Origin of the sequence: Shewanella japonica (genome assembly GCF_002075795.1) — a bacterium.
GTDB lineage: Bacteria > Pseudomonadota > Gammaproteobacteria > Enterobacterales > Shewanellaceae > Shewanella > Shewanella japonica.
This window is the reverse complement of the sequence record NZ_CP020472.1, coordinates 1938433-1958918: the sequence shown is the minus strand read 5'-3', so window position 1 is coordinate 1958918 and position 20486 is coordinate 1938433. Positions and strand designations below refer to the sequence as shown.

At 40.9% G+C, this 20486-nt stretch carries 11 protein-coding genes; 9 read left to right on the top strand and 2 right to left on the bottom strand.

Translation table 11 applies throughout. From position 1 onward, the window contains the following. Window positions 1-195 precede the first annotated feature (195 nt). Window positions 196-543 (top strand): hypothetical protein, encoded by a 348-nt coding sequence (locus SJ2017_RS08365; RefSeq protein ID WP_055023818.1) that lies wholly within the window; start codon window positions 196-198, stop codon window positions 541-543. Window positions 544-751: 208 nt separating this feature from the next. Here SJ2017_RS08365 and msrQ read toward each other — a convergent pair whose 3' ends face one another. After that, window positions 752-1357, bottom strand: coding sequence for a protein-methionine-sulfoxide reductase heme-binding subunit MsrQ (gene msrQ, locus SJ2017_RS08360; RefSeq protein WP_080915469.1), 606 nt, complete (start codon window positions 1355-1357; stop codon window positions 752-754). Then, a complete protein-coding gene (gene msrP, locus SJ2017_RS08355) occupies window positions 1354-2388 on the bottom strand; it encodes a protein-methionine-sulfoxide reductase catalytic subunit MsrP (protein ID WP_080915468.1) in 1035 nt (344 codons plus the stop codon). The genes msrQ and msrP overlap by 4 nt, the downstream gene beginning before the upstream one ends. Window positions 2389-2599: 211 nt before the next feature. Between msrP and rmuC the strand changes: the two genes are divergently transcribed. From rmuC to recD, 8 genes are all read left to right on the top strand, one after another. After that, a complete protein-coding gene (rmuC, locus tag SJ2017_RS08350; RefSeq protein WP_080915467.1) occupies window positions 2600-4078 on the top strand; it encodes a DNA recombination protein RmuC in 1479 nt (492 codons plus the stop codon). A 311-nt stretch (window positions 4079-4389) separates the two neighbouring features. Beyond that, on the top strand, window positions 4390-6282 hold the full coding sequence (locus SJ2017_RS08345; protein ID WP_080915466.1) for a transglycosylase SLT domain-containing protein: 1893 nt from the start codon (window positions 4390-4392) through the stop codon (window positions 6280-6282). A gap of 129 nt (window positions 6283-6411) precedes the next feature. Then, complete coding sequence (locus SJ2017_RS08340) at window positions 6412-7323, top strand: AAA family ATPase (RefSeq protein ID WP_080915465.1); 912 nt, start codon at window positions 6412-6414, stop codon at window positions 7321-7323. 5 nt (window positions 7324-7328) lie between these two features. Continuing rightward, entirely contained in the window at window positions 7329-8402 is a 1074-nt protein-coding gene (locus tag SJ2017_RS08335) for a DUF58 domain-containing protein (RefSeq protein WP_080915464.1), read from the top strand. Further along, window positions 8392-10443, top strand: a complete 2052-nt coding sequence (locus SJ2017_RS08330) for a transglutaminase TgpA family protein (RefSeq protein ID WP_156003196.1) — start codon at window positions 8392-8394, stop codon at window positions 10441-10443. The genes SJ2017_RS08335 and SJ2017_RS08330 overlap by 11 nt, the downstream gene beginning before the upstream one ends. 378 nt (window positions 10444-10821) lie before the next feature. Then, window positions 10822-14466, top strand: a complete 3645-nt coding sequence (gene recC, locus SJ2017_RS08325; protein ID WP_080915463.1) for an exodeoxyribonuclease V subunit gamma — start codon at window positions 10822-10824, stop codon at window positions 14464-14466. Beyond that, window positions 14466-18299 (top strand): exodeoxyribonuclease V subunit beta, encoded by a 3834-nt coding sequence (recB, locus tag SJ2017_RS08320; protein WP_080915462.1) that lies wholly within the window; start codon window positions 14466-14468, stop codon window positions 18297-18299. Before recC ends, recB begins: the two co-directional genes overlap by 1 nt. After that, on the top strand, window positions 18296-20389 hold the full coding sequence (gene recD / locus SJ2017_RS08315; protein ID WP_080915461.1) for an exodeoxyribonuclease V subunit alpha: 2094 nt from the start codon (window positions 18296-18298) through the stop codon (window positions 20387-20389). Before recB ends, recD begins: the two co-directional genes overlap by 4 nt. Window positions 20390-20486: the final 97 nt, after the last annotated feature.

Genomic DNA, 20486 nt, shown 5'->3' with positions numbered 1-20486 from the left:
ATAGTAAGTCTTCATATTAATAAAATATTTACGACCTACACACTGTTTTTCTCGTTAGCTCTCACTAAGAAGATTGCTGTTTTTTGAACTGTATCACCTAAGCTGCGATATTATGTGACCACTTCGACAGAACAACCTAAATTGATTGCGATATATTGCGTCAGCAAAAATCAAAATAGTTAGGAGAGCAGAACCATGTGGTGGCGAATTATATTCATTTCATTAGCGTATGTATTACTTGCAGCGCATTTTCTTCGATTTGGACAAATGCCACTTGCAATCACTTGCGTCATGCTACCTTGGTTATTATTGCTTAAGAACAATATTATTACCCGAGTCATTCAATTAGGCTTAATCGTAGCGACTGTGATGGTTTGGGGCGTATCAACTTACCAGTATATTGATATGCGGATAACAATGCATGAACCTTGGCATACACTCGCCATTATCATGGGTTCAGTTATCGCCTTTAGCCTTTTTGCAAGTTACTGTTTCAATGGGCTGGTTAACCCACCCAGAGCCAAGAACTGTTTATTTCGCTAAAGTCTGAACAAGTCAAATTCAAGCTTAATCTGACTATGATAATTTAAACAATCAGGTTGGCACAAAAGGGTTAAACTAAACCGCGCCTATAGCGCCAATAGCAAATAGGGTTTGCTATATAAAACAACACCGGCAATGCCGGTGTTGTATCATTAAAAATCAATTGGCCACATTAGTTAATAAATCAACTCTTAAACCGGTGACATAACTAACGTTTTAACAGCCATTTTTTAATCTGACTTCTTCTTAGCCACAATAAAGCCGCAAAGAGAACGAAATAAATACTCGGCTCGATGATTTCTGATTTTACAGACCAATAGAAGTGTATTGGCGCTAAAATCGCGACAACATAAACCCAATTGTGTAATTGCTGCCAATCTTTTCCCATTTTACGTTTTATTGCTTGAAACGAGGTCAAAGCTAGAAGCGCTACAATAATCAACGCCACTGCGCCAACTAAAATATACGGCCTTTTAACCACTTCTTGTAACAAATAACCCCATGCAAAAAGTAAATCAAGGCTAATAAAAGCAGCAATATGTAAGCTCGCATATACAAAAACATACAAGCCAATTAATCGCCGAGTTTGCAGTAACATCCCTTGCTTTAAAAATTTAGCTAATGGTGAAACCACTAAGGTAATGATTAACGAATTAATTGCACCCATCCCAGTAAAATGGATGATGTATTGCACTGGATCGCCACCAGCATTGTCAGTCATAACTAATAAAACTAAATACACTATTGGAGATAAAAAGCTCACATGCAGTAAGCCTTTTATCCAAATTAGACCTTTAGGTGTTAACCGCTTCAATAGAACTTCCTTAAATCTAAATCTTTATATAAGTCAGCCACCTGTTCTGCGTAGCCATTAAACATTTGCGTCGGAATACGTTTTGCAGAGAATAAACCGCCTTCACCAATGCTGCGCTCTGTCGCTTGTGACCATCTAGGGTGATCAACCTGTGGATTCACGTTGGCATAAAAGCCATATTCATGGGGTGCTAGTTGGTTCCAACTGGTAGGAGGCTGCTTATCTGTTACTCGAATTTTCACCACAGACTTAATGCTTTTAAACCCGTATTTCCAAGGTAGAACTAAACGAACTGGAGCACCATTTTGTGGCGGTAAAGTTTTTCCATATAAACCAACAGCAAGGAATGGTAACTCGTTCATTGCTTCTGCAATGGTTAAACCTTCTACATATGGGTAGTGGATCCCACCTCCCATTAGGCGATTTTTCTGACCGGGCATTTGATCTGGGTCGAATAAAGTTTCAAATGCAACATGCGTTGCCTTATTTGAGACTCCAGCCATGGTTAATAGTTCAGCTAACGAAAAACCAACCCAAGGCACCACCATTGACCAAGCTTCTACACAACGAAGACGGTAAATGCGCTCTTCTAAATCAAACTTGGTCGTCAGGTCATTTAAGTCAAGTGTTAATGGTGTATCCACTAAACCTTCAATTCGCAGCTCCCAAGGATTGACCTGAAAACCTTGTGCATTTTCAAATGGGTCCTGTTTACTGGTACCGAATTCGTAAAAGTTATTATGGCGAGTAATTTTATCTTCTGGCGTCAGTATATCGCTGATTTGAAATTGGTTTGGCTTGCTGTAATCAAGCCCTTGAACAGCAAAAGCAGGTTTATCTTCGCTGCCGAATAAGTCAAATAACCCAGCTTGAACCTGCCCAGGTAGACTTGCTCCTAACGCGCCTAAACCAAGTGCTTTTACAATGTTGCGTCTATCAGCAAATACCCGCTCTGGTGTTACTTGGTTTTCTTTTAATGCCCAACTTGGCGTGTTGGCAATGCCTTTTGTAAACCCTTTTTTTGCGACCATAACGCCTCCTAAAGCAAACCTATTCTACAAAGTCATTCTACTGTTAAACTAATAGACATGTTTATACGGCAATTAATTTCAAATAGTTTACAGTTTTTAAGCTATTGAGTTTATTAATTAAGCGCTTAAGTATGAAATCACTCGATGTTGGCTTGCGCCATGTGCACTGCCATGAGAATCTTAAGCATTCATTTTTAAGCTGGCCGTATTCATGACGCTTCCTACCTCTTTATCCATTGCTGAAATCATCGCCCTCTGTGCTGTCGCCTTTTTAGGGTTATTAATTGGTGCGCTACTTAACCAACGTTTGACCCGCCAACGATGGGAGCAACATCGAGACAAACTCCAAGCTGAAATGGCGCAGTTTGAATCAGATATGGCGATAAAACAGCAATTACTTCAACAACAAATCGACGACAAAGAACTAGCGCTGCATAGTGCTAGAGAAAAAGCAGAACTTTTAATTGCTCAGCTTTCAAAACTTGAAGCGCAAGCTGAAAGGTTACCACTTCTAGAGCAGCAGCTTAGCGACGGCCAACGTAAGTTTATGGAGACTCAACTGGCTCTGTCTAAATCAAATGCGATGCAACAAAGCATCCAATCACAAGCTAACACTGAAAAAGCGGCGCTCAATGACAAAATAGCTTTACTAGAAAGTGCAGAAGAACGATTAAAGTTACAATTTGAAAACCTTGCTAACCGCATATTTGAAGAAAGAAGTGAAAACTTCAAACAACAGAATGTGACACAAATTGATGGGGTTTTAGGGCCGCTAAAACAACAGTTAGAAGGATTTAGGCAGCAAATCCGAGAGTCATATACTCAAGAGCAAACTGAGCGAAGTGCGTTAAAGCACCAACTCGATCACCTCAAAGATCTTAATCTTAAAATGAGCCAAGACGCGATTAATTTAACTAAGGCTTTAAAAGGCGATAATAAGCAGCAAGGCAATTGGGGTGAAGTCATACTAGAGCGTGTTCTGCAAGAAAGTGGCTTACGTGAAGGACACGAATACGACACTCAGCAAGACTTAAAAGATGATGGCGGAAAGCGATTTAAACCAGATGTTATCGTCCACCTGCCTGAACAAAAAGATGTCGTTATTGATGCAAAAATGTCATTAATAGCCTATGAACGTTTCTTTAATAGCGAGGATGAATTAGTACAGCAACAGGCAATTAAAGAGCTTGCGCTATCAGTTCGCCAACATATTAAAGGTTTAAGTCAAAAGGATTACCACAAGCTGCATGGCTTAAAAAGTCTCGACTATGTGTTGATGTTTATTCCAATTGAGCCTGCGTTTTTACTGGCGTTAGAGTCAGATCCGAGTTTAGTCAGCTTTGCACTCGATCATAATATTATGCTGGTCAGTCCAACTAATTTACTCGTCGCACTTCGAACGATTAACAATATTTGGCGTTATGAATATCAGAATCAAAATGCCCAAGCTATCGCTTCGCAAGCCGCAAAAATATATGACAAATTATGCGGCTATGTAGAAGACATGGATAAACTTGGCCGCGCATTAGACACTGCAGATAAAACTTATCAGCAAGCCATGAGTAAGTTGTCACAAGGTAAAGGTAACCTAATTAGACAAGCTCACGTAATGCAAAAATTAGGTGTTGAAACCAGTAAAAATCTTGACCCGCAATTAATTAATAAAGCGTTAGATGAGTCAAAAGAGTAGCGAGTAATTGAGTAAATGAGCAGCACTTTATAACAGCAGTTCAAAAGTGAATATTATCATGCAGGTTTATCATGATGAGCTAGTATTTAAAGGCTCATCATCGTTGCTAATATAACCTTTAAGCATGATATAAATGCCATGTACAAACATGCTCTAATATCCGATGAGTAGATGAAGTCGTTGAGTAATAAAAGTTTAATTAAAATAGGTTCGTAACAATTGGTTTCGCAACAATGTCGTACTGGGACGGAGGTTCTCATTATTATGCGTAACAGTGTGTTTTTTTAGTTAGTGTATTTATTTGTCTGTTAATGGCAGGGCTTAGCTTGCCGGTTTCGGCTGCAAAAACAACTTATACCACTGAGCAACAACTTTATCTTGATGCCCGTAAAGCACTCGATAAAAAACAAATGAAAACCTACCAGGCGCTGCGAAAAAAACTTGGTGAATATCCATTAAATGTCTACCTTGACTACCATGAAACTGGAAGTGACATACTGTCGCTAAACGGTGAAGATGCCCATATCGCTATTGAGAAATATAAGAAAACGCCCCTCTATAACACCCTACGCTACCGTTATCTAAAAAATGCAGGGAAACGAAAACAATGGCAGAATTTTTTAGCCATTTCTCCAAACACGCCTAACGATATTGCATTGCAATGCTATTACTATCGAGCGCAACTTTCTCAAGGCAATAAAAAATCCGCCTTCGATGGTGCTGAGCGCATGTGGCTTTATGGCCGTTCACGACCAAAAGAATGTGATGTCCTCTTTAACGAATGGACTAAAGCAGGAAAACGGACTCAGGCATTAATTTGGTCAAGAATGCTATTGAGCTTTAACGAAAATCAATATGGTTTAACTCAATACCTTGCCAGAAAAATAACCAAGAATAAGAAAGAAGCCGACTTACTGATTTCGGTTTATCGAGACCCCAATAGCTTACGCTATACAAAAAAGTTTTCATCAAGCTCACCTATCGTTGGTGATATTGTCAATGTAGGCCTTAGAAAGCTTGCTCGAAAAGATCTCAAGCAAGCCGTAAAACTGTATAACAAATATGATAAAACTAATCGCTTTACTGCCATCAAGGGTCAGCAACTTAACCGATACATCGTCAGAAGAGCACTAATCCGTAAAGAGGCTGATTTACTTGAACACATTGATGCCAGTTTGCCCATATTAGATTCAGATGACCTATTCCAAATACGTTTACGTTGGGCTATCAGTGAACAAGATAATGACAGCATAAAACGTTACCTTGCCTTACTCAGTGATGATGTGATTGATGACAGCCGTTGGCAATATTGGTCTGCCAGAATGGCATCTACTGAAACAAACAACGCCCCCCAAAAAAACACCACAATAGAACAACTCAGCAAAGCTCGTAATTTTTATGGTTTCCATGCGGCGCAATCAATCAACTCACCGCTTGCGATGAACGATGATAAGTTACAGTCCAATCCTAAGCTTGCCGCTAAAATCAATGATGACCCAGCAATGGCCAGAATAGTTGAACTCATTGCAATTGATAAAACCCGAGATGCTCGAGGTGAATGGGTAAGCATGTTACGACGACATGACAATGCCATGCGAGCTGAATATGGTTTATATGCCTTACAGCAAGGTTGGTTTGATTACAGTGTCGAGGCCAGTATTCAAGCGAAACAATGGAACAGCTTGCAACTTAGGTTCCCTAATGCAGCACAAGACTCATTTGAAAAAGCCAGTAAACAGTACCAAGTCGATATTGATGAGATACGCGCCATAGCCAGGCGTGAAAGTGCATTTTACCCTTATGCGACATCCGGTGTAGGTGCAAGAGGATTAATGCAACTCATGCCTGCAACTGCAAAAGAAACCGCTCGTAAAAACAAGCTCAGTTTTAAGAACAAAATTCAGCTTTATCAAGTTGATTATAATGTGCAGTTAGGGAGTGCCTATTACAGCCAATTACTAAAACAGTTTGACCAAAATCGAGTACTAGCCACTGCCGCATACAATGCTGGACCACATCGAGTGACTCGGTGGCTTAAAGAATCCAACGGGACGCTGGATGTTATGAGCTTTATTGAGACGATTCCATTTAAAGAAACTCGAGAGTATGTTCAGGCTGTTTTAAGTTACCGAATGATTTATCAGCATAATAAAAACATTAACGCCAGTATGTTCAGTGAACAAGAAATGGCATTTGCATACTAAATTACACTTTTTCAGTCTTAAAACTTGTTAAATCCTTTCCTTATATTTAACGACAAGGTAACGTAATCAATTCGATGTATTTGTTACTGGCAGTATAATGTTACTGCCAATTAACTAATGGAGTAATGCGTGCCTGCGTCAAAACTACAACAATTATTATCGCAATTAGAAACGGTATTATTAGGAAAACCTCAGCAAATAAAATTGGCCGTCGCCTGTATACTTGCAAAAGGTCACTTACTGATTGAAGATTTACCAGGCATGGGAAAAACCAGTTTGTCTCAAGCGCTTGCGACCTCACTTGGTATGAGCTATCAACGGATTCAATTTACCAGTGATATGTTACCTGCTGATATCCTTGGTGTTTCTATCTATCAGCAACAAACACAAGAATTTCACTTTCATCCTGGGCCGATCTTTAATCAGATGCTATTAGCTGATGAAATCAACCGAGCAAGCCCTAAAACACAAAGTGCTTTACTTGAGGCAATGGCTGAAAGGCAAATTACTTTAGATGGCGCAACCCATGCCCTTCCCCAACCCTTTTTTGTTATCGCAACGCAAAATCCCATTGAGCAATCAGGGACATTCCCGTTACCAGAGTCGCAATTAGATCGCTTCATGATGCGCATTTCAATTGGCTACCCCAATGAACAAGCTGAACTTGAAATGTTAAAAAGTGATACGGCCAAAAACACCGCTACCACTATACCGCAATGTTTTACGCCGGATGAACTCATTACTCTTCAATCACTCGTGCAAAAAGTCAGTGCATCGGATGCTGTACTTAAATATTTAATTCATTTGGCACAATATTCTCGAGAACAAGCTGACGGAAATGGCCTATCACCCCGTGCCAGCATCGCTTTACTTGATGCAGCCAAAGCGTGGGCATTTATGCATCAAAGAAACTACGTGGTACCGGAAGACATTCAAGCGGTATTTCATTGTGTAGCCGAGCATCGAATTCGTAATAATAACCCTATACAAGGCCAAGCTATCTCAGATCAAATATTGGCTAACGTTAATCCAATTAGTTAGTGACAATGAACAAGAACATCGGTAATTCTGCTCATTATCAAACTCCGCCCAAGTGGTATTCTCGCTTTATTCCTAAAGTGATAAAGCAGCGCTGGGCGCGTTGGTTAACACGTCGAATCCCACCCAACCAACAAGTGACGTTAAGCCATAAAAGCATTTTTATCCTACCGAGTGCCTTTGGTATCGCATGGTTTATGTTAATCGTCGTGCTTTATTTATTCGGCACCAATTATCAAAACAACCTAGTCATTGGCTTAAGCTTATTACTCGCAAGTGTGCTGCATACGTGTATCATTTACAGTTATAAAAACCTGGCAGGTTTAACATTAACAGCCTCTATGCCGCCAGAGAGTATCGCTAATACCAGCTTGGCATTTCCGGTTGTTCTTTCGAGTAAACAAAAAAAGGATTTAAGCAACACAAACCACCAGCAGATTTGTTTAAACTTTGCTCAGCAGCGCCATATTCGTATTGGTGATGTCGGTGAATCCTTCAACGCAACGGTCGGATATTCGCCTCAAAACAGAGGACCATTCAATCCAGGTCGTATTCAAGTTTCTTCTAACTTCCCATTGGGTTTATTTCGCGCTTGGTCCTATGTTGATTTAAACATCGAGCAGCTCATTTTCGCTGAGCCATTGCAAACAACCGTTTCACTTACCAGTTTAGATGATGACAATAATACCGAGTTTGAACACGGTAAATTACAACCAGGAGTTGATGATTACAAAGGGTTGAAAACTTATGTTGAAGGTGAATCGTTAAAGCAAGTGGCATGGAAACAATGGGCGCAAGGGCGTGGCATGCTCAGTAAAGAGTTCGCTCAGCCAGAAGGTAAACCCGTATGGTTAAGCCTAGCTGACACACAAGGTGATGACCTTGAACATAAGCTCAGTAAATTAGCGTGGCAGGTCAACGCGTTATCACAAGCCCATCAAATATTTGGTTTAGTATTAGATAATCAAATCATCGAACAAGACAGCGGCGAGTCACACCGAAAACAATGCCAACAATTGATAGCAAGTTATGGTTATCGAGATATTACCCGTTCAACACAAGGTGAACTCGATGAAAATTAGCGATGATTTTAATGAGAATATTAGCCGTAACACCTTATTTTGGCTGTTGCTAACTAATGCCTTGGTATTATCACCACTATACCAAGACGCCACACTGTGGAGCATTGGTATTTGCTGTATATGCTTTGTTTGGCGCATCGGCATTTATTTTGGCAAAGTCGCGGCCCCGCCTAAATTGCTGGTCACCAGTCTGGCTGTTGGCGCAGCGATAACATTAGGTTTAGTGTCAAAAGAAATCGGTATGCTCAATGCACTCGTTAATTTATTGATACTTGGTTACGCCTTAAAATACATCGAGATGCGCCAAATACGTGATGTAAAAGTGGTTGTTTTAGTCGGGTATTTTCTCATTGCCTTCGCCTTATTAGAGCGTCAAAGCATGCTTGATACGGTGCACTTACTCTTTGTTTCGCTAATCAATACCTGTGTACTTATCAGTGTTTATCAACATGCGACTCGTAAGATAAACTTCAGCTTTGGCGCTAAAGTGTTACTCCAAAGCCTTCCTTTGGCTATCTTGCTTTTTATTGTATTTCCTCGCCTTGGCCCTCTTTGGTTAGCGCCCAGCATGAAAAATGCGACAACAGGCTTATCTGATGAAGTGTCATTGGGCGATATCAGTAAACTGACGCGCTCACCTGATTTGGCATTTAGAGTGGGTTTTGACAACGAATCATCCAACGCCAGCAAGATCCAACTTATCCCTAATGAGGCGTTATATTGGCGTGCCCTTGTAATGGAGAATTACGATGGTAAAACGTGGAAACAAGCAAACTTGCGTAAAAATGCGCAGCAGCGAGCTTATCGCGAGCGCAACCAAAGAGCGATGCCAGCTCAAGTTGAGCAATCCAATTCGCTTAATTATCAAGTGATCACTGAGCCGACTTATCAGAAATGGTTATTTGGCTTAGATCAGGCATTTTCAGAAACGGATCACGTTGTTGAAATGGATGACTTTCGCTTATATTCCGTCAGGAATATTGACCAACGTTTCAGTTACCGCGTGACTTCTTACCCTATGAGTATGCTTGAGCCTGTGCTAACACCACTGACTAAACGGATAAATCTATCACTGCCGAAAGAAACCAACCCTCAGACTCAAGCTTTAGCTCAGCAGTTCGTAAAAGATTACCCGGAGCCACTGCCTCGCATTAACGCTATGATGCAGTATTTTAATCAACAGTCTTATTTTTATACCTTGAGTCCACCGCCGTTGGGCAACAATCAAGTGGATGACTTTTTATTTAAAAACAAAGCAGGATTTTGCTCTCACTACGCATCAGCGTTAGTGTTTATGGCACGCTCCAGCGGAATACCAGCACGTATGGTGGCAGGTTACCAAGGTGGTGAATACAACCCTAAAGCCGGTTATTACAGTATTTATCAATATATGGCACATGCTTGGACTGAAGTATGGATTGAAGGCCGAGGTTGGATAAGGTTAGACCCGACTGCGATGATTGCACCTGAGCGGATCTTGGATGGGTTCGATGCCATGTTTACAGGTCAAGACAGTTACCTTCAAGATAGTCTTTTTACCAGCTTACGAGTAAAAGAAATTCCTTGGTTAAATGACATTCGTCTACAGTTAGCCAGCTTAGACTTTTACTGGAGTGTTTGGGTTTTAGGTTTCGATGAGGAACGTCAGCAGCAAGTGCTAAGTGAACTATTAGGTGAGGTCAATACCAGTAAAATCATTATCTTAATGATTGTGAGCTTTAGCATCATCGCACTGGTTATTGCGTATTATGCAGGCGTATTTGCATTAAAGCCAAAACAAGATCCATTAATTAAACGCTATAGCCATATTTGCTTAAAATTTGCTGACAAGGGCTACCCAAGAGAAACAATGCCTCCACAAGCCTTTGCAAACTTTATTCATCAAGCTATTCATCAAGAGCAGCCACAATTAGCCGCTGATTTTAATAAAATGACCGAACACTTTATCGCACTGCAATATCAAGTATTAAATGATAAGCAAGCCCAGCAACATCAAACATTATTTAAACGTTATTTTAGAAAAGTTAAGCAAGGTTTATAGCGATTAAAGCGCCTTTCGAATTTAATTAGCATTAACCAATATTTAGATTATCTAATTATAGATTGGCTCAAAACAAGCGAATCTAGGGTTAATTCAAGCGTGAGCAAGATTATCCATCTCAATATTTCCTCGAACTTTTGTCATCACAATCAGACATCCGAAAACAAAACCTCATAAAGCGACGCTAAAGATTTCAGGAGGCAAAGCGATGTTCATTGCACTAACTTGTCAGACTCTCGTCAGTAAGCATAAAGACAACCGTGGTTTTAACGCGATTAGGCGTATTTATGACCCAGTAAAATGAGTCCTACATAAAAGTCTTTAAAACGACATTACAACCACTTAGAATGGTTTTTATCATCAGCTTTCGAGTCAGTTATGCTTAGATTAATTCAATCAAATCAGATGGAAGTGTTATCGGAACAACTTTCTAAAATGTTGGCAATTCCACTTGATTCAACGCATTTACTGGCCAGTGAACATATCTTGGTACAAAGCCCAGGTATGTCGACTTGGTTAAGGCTTGAAGTCGCTAAATACAATGGCATTGCTGCAGCGCTTTCATTCCCATTGCCTTCAAGTTTTACTTGGCAATTATGCCACGAACTCTTACCTGATGTTCCAAAAGACAATGCGTTTACTAAAGCTGCAATGACGTGGAAGTTAATGGACTTGTTACCCAAGTTATTAACGGATGAAGATTTTGCGCCATTAAAAGCTTACCTTGAGCAGCAAGCGAGTACATTAGTCGAACCCACTACGACTAGCAACGAACTCTCACCTTTATATGCTCAACATCAACAACATTTTGATGCGATGAAGCTATACCAATTATGTGGTCGAATAGCCGATATATTCGATCAATATTTAGTATACCGTCCACACTGGATACTTGGCTGGGAGCAAAATGAGCATCCTTTGTCTCTTGAAGATAATCAGTTATGGCAACCTAAACTATGGCGAGCATTAATTGAATACAACCAACATCAAGTTAATGCCAGTTTGTATCACAGAGCTAACTTGCATCAGGATTTAATTACAGCACTGCAAAACCCAAATACGGTAATCGAATCTCTACCTGAACGTTTATTTGTATTTGGTATTTCATCTATGCCTCCGCAAACGTTAGAAGTGCTATATCACCTTGCAGAACGTATTGAAGTTATTATGTTCTCACTCAGTCCTTGCCAGCATTACTGGGGGGATATTGTTGACCCGAAAGCCCGTGCTCGCATGGCGCTTCAGTATGCCAATAAAAAGCAGCTAGGCGAGCAATGGGAAGAAAAACTTGAAGTCGGTAACCCTATCTTAGCGAACAACGGAAAAATGGGCCGTGAGCTATTGGATTTAATGCTCGCGCTACCTGCAGAGCATACTGATTTTAGTTATGATTGTTATGTTGAACCCAGCCAATCCACCGATGAGTTAAGCCTACTACATGGTTTGCAATATGATATTTTGCAAATGGAAACCTTAGGTGAGCCATTAGGGCCAGATGCGCATTTTTATCAAAACACCGAAGCTCGAAGAACATTACATTCAAGCGACGATTCCATCACATTGCGCAGCTGTCATAGTCCATTGCGAGAAGTCGAAACGCTGCACGACCACCTTTTACATTTATTATCAAATGATGCCGACTTATTACCAAAAGACATTGTGATAATGATGCCAGATGTGGCCGCTTACGCCCCCTACATCGACGCTGTTTTTGGCACAGGAAACAGTCAGCAACAACATGGCAATCGCTATATTCCTTATGCCATTGCTGACCGAGGTGCTGCGCAAGAATCTCCATTAATCAATAGTTTTTTAAACTTACTCAATATTAATCAAAGCCGCTTTGGCTTAACTGAGATTGTTAGCATTCTTGAAGTGCCAGCCATTTTACGTAAATTTCAACTCGATGATGACGGATTACAGCTTATTAGGCGCTGGTTAGATGATGCTAACGTTCGCTGGGGGCGTGATGAACACACCCGCGTTCAACAGGGTGTACCAGGTTTTAATCAAAACTCTTGGGCTTTTGGTATTACACGGTTAATTCAAGGCTACGCGTTTAATGATGAGTCCTCTATTTATCATGACACTTTGCTGGTTAAAGGGGTTGAAGGACAGTCAGCACAAACGTTAGGGTTTTTACTCAACTTTTTAGAAGCCATTGACGAATACCAACTTCAACTTGCAACCCCTTGCCCTACGCTTGAGCGTATTGAGCAACTCTATCAACTGCTGGAAGTATTCTTTGAAGCTGATGATGACGAACGTGAACAAGTACAAACCATTCGCGAAGCGCTCACCGCTTTAAAGGATGAGTTAGAAGCTGCAGGCCATCAAGGTTCGCTCGATATTGAAGTATTAAAACAATGGTTTAATCATCGTCTTAACGAATCCCGTGTGGGTCAGCGTTATCTAGCGGGCAGCGTTAACTTCTGCACCCTTATGCCAATGCGCTCCATTCCATTTAAAGTCGTTTGTTTACTTGGTATGAATGATGGGGTTTACCCACGAGTTCAACACCCTGTTGGCTTTGACTTAATGGCGCATAACGGCGCAATGAAAGGTGACCGCTCTCGTCGTTTAGATGACAGATACCTATTTTTAGAAGCCTTATTATCAGCTCGACAACAACTTTATATTAGTTACATTGGCCACTCTGAGCGTGATAATGCTGAGCGTATTCCGTCAATGTTAGTATCTGAGTTAATTGAATATTATCAGCTTTGTTATTTTGCGGATTATCGTTTACTCACGAATAATAAACAGCGCAGAGATATCAATAACGATGACGCAAACCTCGCCATTATTGAGCATCTAATTATTCAGCAACCATTACAGCCTTTCGACGCAAAGTTATTTTCCCCAAGCGAACAGCACTCAACAAATAGCTCGCCATCATTAATGCAAAGTTATAATCATCAATGGTGTCCGCCACAACATGATCCCAGCGCAGAAAGTCAACGCCCTTTTATTACAGCTAAACAAACCATCGATATTGATTGGCAACTTGAAGAAGCAATGTCCGCCCAAGCAACAGCGGACGTACCTAATGCAGATATTGGCCGACACACACTTGAGCTTTCAGCCTTGCTTCGGTTTTATCGCAGCCCAGCACAATTTTTTTTAAATCGCAGCTTAAAAGTAGATTTCAATCTTCGTATTCAAGCTGATGATAATGATGAGCCGTTTAACTTAGATTCACTCGAGCGATATAAACTGCAATCGTCCCTGCTAGACAGTGCGATTAGCAACCAGTTAGAGCACGCAGATATGGAATTTATCGCCCAATTAAAAGCCAGCGGCGAGCTTCCGATGCGTCCTTTTGATGACTTGTTGCTTAACCAATATCAGCGAGATATCGCTCCATTAATTGGTCGAATTCAATTTTTAACCGCGGAGCAAGAAAACACGCGAGAAGTTGATGTTGATTTGTGCTTTAACCACATGCCGTTGAATCAGCAGCAAAACATTCAAGTCAATGTCGTCGGTCGTATCGATAATATTTATCCTAAAGGTCAAATTAATTATCGACCTGGCACAGCCCATGGTCGTGACTTTTTACGAGTGTACTTACGTCATCTTTGTATCAATGCTTCTGGCATTGAAAAAAACAGTTACCTATTAGATATCGGTCATTTTCATGCCTTTACTGCCATAAAGCAGGCTCAAGCCCACACACTGCTACAGCAATTTGTGCAAGGTTACCTTAATGGTCAAAACAAACCATTATGCTTTATGCCTCGCACAGCCCTTGCCTACGTTGAAGCCGAAGGCGAGCATGCTGACAAGTTATTAGCAGCTCAAAGCCAATGGATAGATGAGCAAAAAGAATTTGGCGAAGGTAACGATCCCCATAACAAACGATTATTTCAATTTCCAGATGACTTTACCGAAGTTGAGTTTGGCCACACAGCGATGCAATTATTGAGTCCTATGCTGAGTGTGTATCACAAAGGAACATTAGCAGAGTTAGATGAATACATTAGCGAGATCACCAGTGTTAACACAGAGGGTAGCCACTAATGACCAACGTCACTAAGCTTGACCCGCTCACTTTACCTTTTGCAGGCAGTAGCTTAATCGAAGCCAGTGCTGGTACAGGTAAAACCTATACAATATCGGGTTTGTACTTACGCTTGTTATTAGGTGATAGAGACAAAGCGCCATTAACTTGTGAACAAATTTTGGTGGTGACTTTTACCAATGCGGCAACAGAAGAACTTCGTGACCGTATTCGTAAGCGTATTCAAGTGGCGTTTAAATGCTTTCTTGGTCTTGAAACCGACGATGCCTTCGTCAATGCCCTTTATCAACAAATGCCTGTCGACGAACATTCAATGGCATTAAGGCGATTAGATTTAGCCTTAAAATCATTAGATGAAGCAGCCATTTTTACCATTCATGGTTTCTGTCAGCGCATTCTATCGGATATGGCATTCGAGTCATCTTTACTGTTTGAGTCTGAATTTACTCTGGATGACAGTGAATTTTTACATCATGCCGTTCGAGATTTCTGGCGTGAAGCCTGTTACCCACTACCGCCAGTATTAGCCCAAGTCATTGCAAATGAGTTTGGTAACCCTGATGAACTAGCGAAGCAATTACGGCAATTATTAGGTGCAACCCAAGCCAATACTTCTCTTGTTACTAAAGACTTTAACAAGCTCACCGCAGAGCTAAGTCAAAGCTTATCTCGTTTTAAAATGCGCTGGAAAGCAGATAGTGAAGCAGAACTTGAATTACTACATAGCTTGCCTTTAAACGGCGCAAGGTTTGGTAAAAAAGCCGATGATTACCCCAAGCTTGCAGCCATGTTTGATAAACTAACTCATTGGGCTAGTGCTGAGCACGCGAGTTTGCCGCCAATTAAAGAACTTGAAATGCTGGCATTATCAGGACTTAAACTCAATAAAGGCGGCGAAATACCCACACCATCTGAAGCACCATTATTGGATCATATCGAGCGCTTATTCGACTTAATTAACCAAATTAAACCGGCTTTTTTAGTTAAAGCCAAAGAGGGTATTAAGTTACGTTTTGCTATGCAAAAAGCGCAGCGCAACTTAATGACACCAGATGACTTACTGATGACTTTAGCTGGGGCGCTTCATTCTGTAGCCACTAACGAAACTAACTCAGAAGCGAACTCAGAAGCTAACTCAGAAAATGACGCAGAATTTGACGACATGGCAATGGCATCAAATACACAAACTGCACAGCAATTAGCAAAAGCGATTTCAACACGCTTTCCTGTGGCATTAATTGATGAATTCCAAGATACTGACCCGCTTCAATTTGCGATATTTTCAGCAATTTATCAGCAACAGACTCAACTAGAAAAACTGAGTTTACTCATGATTGGCGATCCTAAGCAGGCCATTTATGCTTTTCGTGGTGCCGATATTCATACCTATATTAGTGCAAGAAAACAAACTCAATCGCATTACAACCTTGAAACGAATTATCGCTCATCAACCGCTTTGGTTAATGGGGTGAATCAATTATTTAGCCAGCACGATGATCCTTTTATCAGCGATGCGATTCCTTATGATGTCGTTAACACGCCAAAAAGCGCCGATACAAAAATACTTACTGAAGCGAATAATGACCGCTCAGCTCTTCGAATAAAATTGTTATCTGAAAATGAAAGCGGATTAAACAAAACCACCGCTAGAAAACAACTCGCTGGTGATGCAGCCAGTGAAATTAAACGACTGCTCACTGAATCTCAAGCAGGACAATGCCACCATAATGGTAAAGCACTCGTGGCTAAAGATATTGCTGTATTAGTGAGAGACAGAAATGAAGCGGCCGTAATGAAGCAGGCATTAAGTCAGCGTAATATCGGCGCAGTTTTTTTAAGTCGTGATAGTGTTTTTAAAACCCAAGAAGCTTTTGAACTCGCCATCATTCTGCGAGCCCTTGCCACACCAAAAGATGAACGCTGTTTGCGAGCCGCAATGGCGACTGAACTCATGGGTTATAACGCCTTGCAAATTCATCAGTTCAATCAAGATGAAGAGCAGCGACAAACCTTATTAGACACCTTCGCACAATGGCACCAATTATGGTCTAGGCATGGGATCATGCCTGCACTGTTATCATTGGCTAATGAAACTCAGCTTATTCGACGCTTTTTGTCTCAAAGTCATAGTCATAGTCATAGTCATAGTCATTCAAAAATTGACAACAAAATTGAGTCAGAGAATGATACCAGTCAACTTCATGAGAGTGGTGAGCGACGCTTAACCGATTTTCGTCATCTCTCTGAGTTATTGCAGCAAAAAGCCACTGAACTTGATGGCAGTAGCGCATTGATTAATTGGTTTGAGCAACAATTAATTGAAGCTCAAGGCAGTGATGAGCAACAGTTAAGATTAGAAAGTGAGCAGAATCTTGTTCAAATTGTCACGATTCATAAGAGTAAAGGCCTTGAGTACCCTGTTTGTTTTGTGCCTTTTATCAGTTTAGCCCGTGACAATCGCAGAAAGCCGACACCAATGCTGTATCACCAAGATGATCAACTCATTTGGGATGTAGAAGGCACCAAAGATGGTTGGGAGCAATACAAACAAGAAAACCTCGCTGAAGATTTACGCTTGTTATACGTCGCCCTAACCCGCCCTGTGTATGTATGCTATCTCTATATAGCCAATCACAGCCGTATGTTAAAAGCAGGCATTAGTAGTCAATTATTTGAGACTGCAATCGGTTATTTACTTGGCATCACCAGCAAAGATTGCGATTTTGAACAGCTAGAACAGCAAGCACAAAAATTACTGCATCTGGAATCGGATGATGAACTATACCGCTGTGCAATCAGTATCACTGAAATTAATCAAATCGATGAGTCCGTATTTGTTGACAGCCAAACGTCTTTAGAAGCCTTAGCTGCCAATACACTCAATCGAGGTTACGATACGCCTTGGCGTGTCGGAAGTTATTCTGGTTTAGTAAAACACTTAGCTCATGAAAAAGTGTCACCTGGCGCTGACGATGAAGATTTCAGCCAAGAGCTACAAGTTGCATCTGAACCCAGTAATGACATCAACCCATTTGATAGTGAAGCAGAAGTTAATGCCATTAATCGCTTCACCTTTGAGCGCGGCGCCAATGCGGGTAGCTTTATGCATTTAGTAATGGAATTATTTGACTTCACCCAAGCCGATATTGAACTTGCTCCTGCGCTAGAAAAAGCCATGGAGCAATACGGTTTTGATAAAGAGACATGGACGAATACCTTAACCGAATGGTATCAGCAAATACTACATACTCCATTACTCACCGGCTTTATCGACAATGATCAACAACTGCTGAACTCAGATGGAAATATCATTAGCTTAAGTGAGCTAACGCCAAAACAAACATTGGTTGAAATGGAGTTTTATCTACCAATTACTCGTCTTAAAGCCCAAGGGTTAAATACAATATTATCTCAATTTGGCTACGATGCTGGCTTTGAGTTTGATGAATTACAAGGCATGCTCAAAGGCTTTATTGATTTAACCTTCGAGTACCAAGGACGTTTTTATATTGCCGATTACAAATCGAATCATTTAGGTGAAAATTTTAGTGATTACGATACTCATGCAATGGCAAAAGCCATCAGCAGTCATCGTTATAATCTGCAATATATTTTGTACACCTTAGCGCTGCACCGTTACTTAGCATTAAGGCTTCCGCAGTATGATTACAATACACATATTGGCGGTTGCTTCTATCTATTTTTACGTGGAATGACACCACATGAGCCTCAATCTGGCGTCTTTTTTGATAAGCCTCCTCAAGCGCTTATAGACGCATTAGACAGGTTATTTCAACAAGGTGATGACGCCTATTTGGAGTCGCTAAAATGAATTCAATACTCCAATTACAAGCCCCCATTCAACAATTACTGAAACACTGGCAACAACAGGGTCTTATAACGCCTCTTGACCGACATTTTGCGTTAGAAATGGTAAAAATGCAGCGTAGCCATATTGATGCCAGTCATAGACAGCAAGATGACGCGTTTTTACTGTTTATATGCGCCTTATTAAGCCAGCAACTGTCTAGCCAACACAGTTGTTTAGTGATCAGTGATATCAACCTCGAAAACCCGTTATGTGAACAATTGGCTTTATGCCAGATAAAAATTAATCATGGGCAGTTAGAGGATGAAATCAAACAACTAAGTTGTGTTGGTGAGCCCGAAGATAATTTGCCATTAATCATTGAATATGGACGCCTGTATCTAAACAAATACTATCATTTCGAGGCTCAAGTTGCTCAACGGCTTAATCAAATGGCAGCTATCAACTTAGTGGCCAATACTGAGTTACTGCCAGCCTACCTTAATGATTTGTTTGATGAGCAAGTAAATAGTAAACAGAACAACACGAATGAACCTCTCATCAATTGGCAAAAAGTGGCTACAGCAACCGCATTAACTAAATCTTTAGCGGTAATTACTGGCGGGCCTGGAACCGGTAAAACCACCACAGTCACCAAACTATTATTATTGCTATTAACTCAGTCATCATTGACCATCAAGTTAGTGGCGCCAACAGGGAAAGCTGCCGCAAGATTAAGTGAATCAATTAAAGCATCAAAAGCAAGGCTAGCAAGTCAGGTAGAACAGACTGGTAAACAGGAACTTAAAGATGCGCTAACACGTATCCCTGAAGAAGCAGCGACTTTGCACCGTTTATTAGGCGTGATTCCGAATTCTCACACCTTTCGCCATAATAAAGCCAATCCATTGCGATTAGATTTATTAGTCGTAGATGAAGCGTCCATGGTGGACTTACCCATGATGCATAAATTGCTCAGTGCATTACCACTCAATGCACGGCTAATTTTATTGGGCGATCAAGATCAATTAGCCTCTGTTGAAGCTGGCGCAGTCCTTGCTGATATCTGTTCTGGCCTTCAACAGCATCAAGTAAATGCAAACACTACAACTCAGCCTTGGCAAATGCGTTACTCTGCCGAGCAAGCTCAGTTGCTTGAAAAACTGACCCATCAACCCACCAGCCAATTCGTTCACCCCCAACCTATGATTGGTGACAACCTTTGTATGTTAATGCACAGCCACAGGTTTAAAGGCGATGCTGGTATTGGTTTATTAGCGAGTGCTGTTAATTATGTCGATATTGCGGGTATTCGCCGAGAATGGCAGCATGGTCACCAAGAGCTCACTTGGATTGAACATCAGGCTCAAGCTACAACTCAAGGACATTCTCCTGCAGCAAGCACAAGTAAAACCCAAGCAAACACTCAAAGTCTGCAACTTCTACAGGTATCTGTTGCAGCTTATGGTCAGTACTTGCAAATGATCCTTGATAACCAATATGCCTATACGCAACTTGAATCTAGCTCAGCGGCGCTGGAAAACTTATATAGCCCAACAGCCATTATCGACAGTTTTAACCAATACCGCATTTTATGCGCGATGCGTTCAGGCGAGTTTGGCGTAGATGGGATGAACCTTGCGATGACCAATGTGCTTAAAGAAAATCAATGGATCAAGCCAAGCCAAGAGTTTTACTTAGGTCGCCCAATCATCATTCAAAGTAATGATTACAACTTAGGCTTATTTAACGGTGATATCGGGCTTATTTTACAAGACGAGCAAAAACCAGAACGCTTAATGGCTTATTTTGTTAAAGCCGACGGTAGCTTATTAAAAGTACAGCCTGCTCGCTTACCTAACCACGACACCTGCTTTGCGATGACCGTACATAAAAGCCAAGGCAGTGAGTTTGAACAAGTAGCTTTTGTATTACCGCAAAAGCCCAGCAACGCTCAATGGCAATTGCTCACAAAAGAACTTGTTTACACCGCAATCACTCGTGCTAAAGAACACTTTATTTGTTTAGGCTCGCCTTATGTTTTTGAAAAAGCATGTCAACAAGTCACTTCAAGGGCATCAGGTTTAGCAATAAGGTTATGGGGCACTCATTAATACTGAGTCGTTCATATCGAAATAGTTAATATCTAAGAGCAGCTTCATTTAAACCCATTTAGCAGCCTATATCGCATCAGAGGCTGCTTATTAATTA

Bases quoted from the DNA above. Each gene is read 5' to 3' on its own strand.
- SJ2017_RS08330 (WP_156003196.1), top strand. From the start codon at position 8,392: ATGAAAATTAGCGATGATTTTAATGAGAATATTAGCCGTAACACCTTA.
- SJ2017_RS08335 (WP_080915464.1), top strand. From the start codon at position 7,329: ATGAACAAGAACATCGGTAATTCTGCTCATTATCAAACTCCGCCCAAG.
- rmuC (WP_080915467.1), top strand. From the start codon at position 2,600: ATGACGCTTCCTACCTCTTTATCCATTGCTGAAATCATCGCCCTCTGT.
- recD (WP_080915461.1), top strand. From the start codon at position 18,296: ATGAATTCAATACTCCAATTACAAGCCCCCATTCAACAATTACTGAAA.
- recB (WP_080915462.1), top strand. From the start codon at position 14,466: ATGACCAACGTCACTAAGCTTGACCCGCTCACTTTACCTTTTGCAGGC.
- msrP (WP_080915468.1), bottom strand. From the start codon at position 2,388: ATGGTCGCAAAAAAAGGGTTTACAAAAGGCATTGCCAACACGCCAAGT.
- recC (WP_080915463.1), top strand. From the start codon at position 10,822: ATGCTTAGATTAATTCAATCAAATCAGATGGAAGTGTTATCGGAACAA.
- SJ2017_RS08345 (WP_080915466.1), top strand. From the start codon at position 4,390: ATGGCAGGGCTTAGCTTGCCGGTTTCGGCTGCAAAAACAACTTATACC.
- SJ2017_RS08365 (WP_055023818.1), top strand. From the start codon at position 196: ATGTGGTGGCGAATTATATTCATTTCATTAGCGTATGTATTACTTGCA.